The 5,100-nt window shown below is 76.1% G+C and carries 3 protein-coding genes; all 3 read left to right on the top strand.

Going from position 1 to position 5,100, the window contains the following annotated elements; translation table 11 throughout:
* On the top strand, window positions 1-1,593 hold a 1,593-nt coding region (locus tag ACSNOB_RS31395; protein WP_436690992.1), incomplete at its 5' end, for an acyltransferase domain-containing protein.
* Complete coding sequence (locus tag ACSNOB_RS31400; protein WP_436690994.1) at window positions 1,590-4,904, top strand: non-ribosomal peptide synthetase; 3,315 nt, start codon at window positions 1,590-1,592, stop codon at window positions 4,902-4,904. The genes ACSNOB_RS31395 and ACSNOB_RS31400, both read left to right, overlap by 4 nt.
* Window positions 4,882-5,100: beta-ketoacyl synthase N-terminal-like domain-containing protein (locus ACSNOB_RS31405; RefSeq protein WP_436690996.1), on the top strand; the 219-nt coding region annotated here is incomplete at its 3' end. The genes ACSNOB_RS31400 and ACSNOB_RS31405, both read left to right, overlap by 23 nt.

Raw genomic sequence — 5,100 nt, forward strand, 5'->3', positions numbered from 1 at the left:
ACGTTGCAGGTGGGGCGTCGGCATTTCGAGCGTCGGCGGGCGGTGGTGTGCCGCGACGCCACCCAGGCCGCTGCCGCCCTCACCGGAACCGACCCCGAGCGGCTGCTGACCGGCCGAGCCGGCGACCTCCCGCCCGCCCCGGTGTTCCTCTTCCCCGGCGGCGGCAGCCAGTACGTCGGCATGGGCCGGCAACTGCACGCCACCGAGCCGGTCTTCGCCGAGCACCTCGACCGCTGCGCCGACCTGGCCGCCGCCCGGCTCGGTTACGACCTGCGCGAGGCGGTGCTCGCCCCCGACGGCGACCGCCGTGCGGCGGAGGTCCTCGACACCACGGCGGGCCGGCTGACCGCCCTTTTCGCCGTGGAGTACGCGCTGGCCAGGCTGTGGCAGTCCTGGGGCGTGCACCCGGAGGCGATGCTCGGGCACAGCAGCGGCGAGTACGTCGCCGCCTGCCTGGCCGGCGTCTTCGACCTCGCCGAGGCGATCGACACCGTGGCCCTGCGAGGCCAGCTCATCGACCGGCTGCCCGACGGCGCCATGCTCGCCGTCAACCTCGCCGAGCAGGACGCCGCCCGGTACGCCGGCGACGACCTCGACGTCGCGGCCGTCAACGGGCCCGAGCAGACCGTGCTCTCCGGCCCGGCCGCCGCCGTCGAGGCGGCCCGGGCGGCGCTGGCCGCCGACGGGGTCCGCGCCAAGCTGGTCCGGGTGCGCCAGGCCGCGCACACCCGGATGCTGGACCCGCTGCTGGCCGAGTTCGCCGCGCACATGGCCACGGTCACGCTGCGGCCCCCGCAGGCGCGGGTCGGCTCCAACGTCACCGGCACCTGGCTCACCGCCGCCGAGGCGACCGACCCCGGCTACTGGGTGCGTCACCTGCGGGCCACCGTCCGCTTCGGCGACAACCTGCGGGCCGCCGCCGCCCTCGCGGACGCGGCGTTCCTGGAGGTCGGGCCGGGGCACGCGCTCGGCACGATGGCCCTGGCGATGAGCCGGGCGGCCGGCGCCGAGACCACCACGTCCATCGTGGCGTCCCTGCCCGCCGCGTCCGGGCAGGACGAGACCGAGACGCTGCTCGGCGCGCTGGCCCGGCTCTGGCTGGCCGGGGCGGCGATCGACTGGGCCGCGTTCTCCGCCGGCGAGCAGCGGCGGCGGGTGCCCCTGCCGACCTACCCGTTCGAACGTCGTCGCTACAGCCTGCTCAACGGGACGGCGCCCGCCGCCGACCAGGCGCCGCCGGCGGCGGCACCGAAGCACGACCGGCCCGACCTGCCCACCGAGTACGAACCACCGCGGACCGACATCGAGGAGACCGTCGCCGTGGCGTGGCGGGAACTGCTGGGGTACCGGGAGATCGGCGTCTTCGACGACTTCCTGCTGCTGGGCGGGGACTCGCTGCTGACCGGCCGGCTGGTCGCCCGCCTCCAGGAGACCTTCCAGGTCCCCCTCACCGTCGCCGAGGCCTTCGCCCGGCGCACCGTCGCCCAGCAGGCCGACCTGATCCAGGAACGCCTCCTCGCCGAGCTGGAAGGGCTCTCCGACTCCGACGCCGAACGGCTCATGAGCGAGGCGGACGCGGAGGCGGGACGATGACGGCGACCCGCGGCGACGCCGCCACCTCGATCCCGCTCCGGCCACCCGGGCGGCCCGCCCCGCTGTCGTTCCAGCAGCGCCGGCTGTGGTTCCTGGACCGGTTGGTGGGCCGCGACGCCGGGGTGCACAACATGGCCATCGCGCTGCGCCTGTCCGGCCCGCTCGACGTCGCGGCGCTGGACCGCGCGCTGCGCCTGATCCGCACCCGGCACGAGGCGCTGCGGACGACCATCCACGACGACGGCGACGAGCCGGTCCAGGTGGTGGAGCCGGTCGACGACACCCCGATCGAGACGCTGGACCTGACGGCGGTGCCGGACGACCGGCGCCCGGCCCGGCTCGACGAGACGATCGCCGCGCGCGCCCGGGAACCGTTCGACCTGCGCCGGCCGCTGATCCGCACCCTGCTGGTCCGTCTCGCCGCCGACGAGCACGTGCTGCTGGTGACGATGCACCACATCGTCGCCGACGGCTGGTCCGGCGGCGTGCTGGCGCGGGAGCTGGCGGAGGGGTACGCGGCGCTGCTCGCGGGCCGGCAGCCCCGGCTGCCCCACCTGCCGTTGCAGTACCCCGACTTCGCGGCCTGGCAGCGCTCGTACCTGACCGGGCCGGTCCTTGAGCGGCAGTTGGGGTACTGGCGGGACCGGCTGGCCGGCGCGCCGCTGGTGCTGGACCTGCCCACCGACCGGCCCCGACCGGCGGTGCAGAGCCACCGCGGCGCCACCCTGCGCCTGGACCTGCCCCCCGACGTGGCCACCGCCCTGCAACGGTTCAGCCGCGCCGAGCAGGTCAGCCCGTTCATGCTCGGCCTGGCCGTCTTCGCGGTGGTGCTGTCCCGCTGGTCCGGCCAGCAGGACCTGGTCGTCGGCACGCCGGTGGCGAACCGCACCCGGCCGGAGCTGGAGCACCTGTTCGGCTTCTTCGCCAACACCCTGGCCCTGCGCACCCGGCTCGACGGGGAGCCGACCTTCCGGCAGCTGCTCGACCGGGTGCGCGGCGAGCTGTCGGCGGACTTCGCCCACCAGGACGTGCCGTTCGAGATGCTGGTCGACGCGCTGCACCCCGTCCGCGACCTGAGCCGGCACCCCGTCTTCCAGACCCTGTTCAGTTGGCAGGACGAGCCGATGCGGCCGTTCCGCACCGGCGAGCTGGTCGTCACGCCGATCCCGCAGCACAGCGGCAACGCCCAGTTCGACCTGTCGTTCTACGCCCACCGCACCGGCGACGACGCGGTCTTCTGCATCGTCGAGTACGCCACCGACCTGTTCGACGCCGACACCGTGCGCGGGCTGGCCGACCAGTTCGTCGTCGCCCTGCGGCACGCCGTGGCCGACCCCGACCGCCCGGTGGCCCGGCTGCCGCTGCTCGACGCCGAGCAGCACCACCGGGTCACCGTCGCCTGGAACGACACCGCCGTGCCGGTGCCCACCGGCCGCGTGCACGACCTGGTGACGGCGCAGGCCGCCCGCACCCCGGACGCGGTCGCGCTGACCTGCGGCGGACGGGCGCACACGTACCGCGAGCTGGACGAGCGCGCGGAACGGCTGGCCCACCGGCTGCGCGACGCCGGCGCCGGCCCGGGCCGGCTGGTCGGGGTCTGCCTGCCCCGCGGCGCCGACCTGGTGGTGGCTCTGCTGGCGGTGCTGCGCACCGGGGCGGCGTACCTGCCCCTCGACCCGGCGCACCCGGCCGGGCGGCACGCCGACCTGCTGGACGACGCCGCCGTCGAGCTGGTGGTCACCGCGGACGAGTGGTCCGACCGTTTCCCCGGCCGGCGGACGTGCCCCCCGCACGCCCCGACCGACGGTCCGGCGCCCGCCGTGCCGCTGCCCCGGGTCGACCCGGACGCGCCGGCCTACCTGCTGCACACCTCCGGCTCGACCGGGCGGCCGAAGGGCGTGCTGGTGCCGCACCGGGCCGTCGTCGACTTCCTGGTCGGCGTCCGGACCTGCCCGGGCCTGCTGCCGACCGACGTGGTCCTCGCGGTCAGCACCATCTGCTTCGACATCGCCCTCTACGAGGTGCTCGCCCCCCTCACCGTCGGCGCGCAGGTGGTGCTCGCCACCGAGGACGACGTCCGCCAGGGCGACAGCCTGCTCCGCCTCGTCCGGGAGCACCGGGTGACCGTGCTCGACGGCACGCCCTCCACGTGGCGGCTGCTGCTCGGCGCCGGCTGGGACGGCGGCGACCTGCGGCTGGCGGTGTCCACCGCGGAGGCTCTCACGCCCGAACTCGCCGAGCAGCTGCTCGACCGCTGCCCCGAGGTCTGGAACATGTACGGCCCCACCGAGACGACGGTGTGGGCGGCCGGCCACCGGGTCCGGCGCGGCGAGCGGCCGACCCCGATCGGCCGTCCCACCCCGAACACCCGGCTGTACGTGCTCGACGCCGCCGGCGAGCCGGTGCCGCCCGGGGTGCCGGGCGAGCTGTACGTCGGCGGCGCCGGGGTGGCACACGGATACCTCGGCGCCCCGGCCACCACCGCCGCCCGCTTCGTGCCCGACCCGTACGGGCCGCCCGGTGCCCGGTTGTACCGGACCGGGGACGTGGTGCGGCTGCGCCCGGACGGGGTCATCCAGTACCTGGGCCGCACCGACAACCAGGTCAAGCTGCGCGGCTACCGCATCGAGCTGGGCGAGGTCGAGGCGACGCTGCGCCGGCACCGGTCGGTCGCCGACGTGGCGGTCCTGCTGGAGGGCGCCGACCCGGTCCGCCGGCACCTGGTGGCCTACCTGGTGGGCGGGGGCGACGCCGCGCCGGACGCCGCCGAGCTGCGGTCCTGGTGCGCGGCGACGCTGCCCGCGTACATGGTCCCCGCCCGGTACGTCGCCCTGCCGGCGTTGCCGTTGAACAGCAACGGCAAGGTGGACCGGCGGATCCTGGCGCAGACGCCCGGCACCGACCTGAGCGCCGGCGCCGCGGGGCCGGGCGCCCCGCTGGGGGCCACCGCCCGCCGGGTCGCCGAGGTGTGGCGCGACCTGCTGGGCCGTGACTGCGGCCCGCACGAGAACTTCTTCGACGCGGGCGGCCACTCGCTGCTCGCGGTCGAACTCCAGCGCGCCCTCGCCGACCGGTTCGGCGTGGACCTGGCGCTGCTGACCATCTTCGAGTTCCCGACCATCGTCGGGCTGGCCAGGTACCTCGACACGGCGGCCGGCCCGGCCGCCGCCGCGCCGACCGGGCCCGCACCGGCGATCGACGTGGAGTACGGCCGCCGTCGGCGGTCCGCTCACCGGCTCCGGCCACGAACCGGCCCGGCCATCCACCAGCCACCGAGAGGGGAAGCCCATGACGCCGGCCCGAACCGCTGAGACCAACCCGGGCACCACCGCCGCGGACCTGCCCGAGGAACTGGAGAACGCCCTGGCGGTGGTCGGCCTGGCGGGCCGTTTCCCCGGGGCGTCGAACGTGGCGGAGTTCTGGCGGAACCTGTGCGCCGGGGTGGAGTCGGTGACGTTCTTCTCGCCGGAGGAGTTGGCGGCGGCGGGGGTGCCGGAGTCGGTGTAC

The organism is Micromonospora sp. URMC 106 (assembly GCF_051386395.1).
Classification (GTDB): Bacteria; Actinomycetota; Actinomycetes; order Mycobacteriales; family Micromonosporaceae; genus Micromonospora.

Bases quoted from the DNA above. Each gene is read 5' to 3' on its own strand.
- ACSNOB_RS31400 (WP_436690994.1), top strand. From the start codon at position 1,590: ATGACGGCGACCCGCGGCGACGCCGCCACCTCGATCCCGCTCCGGCCA.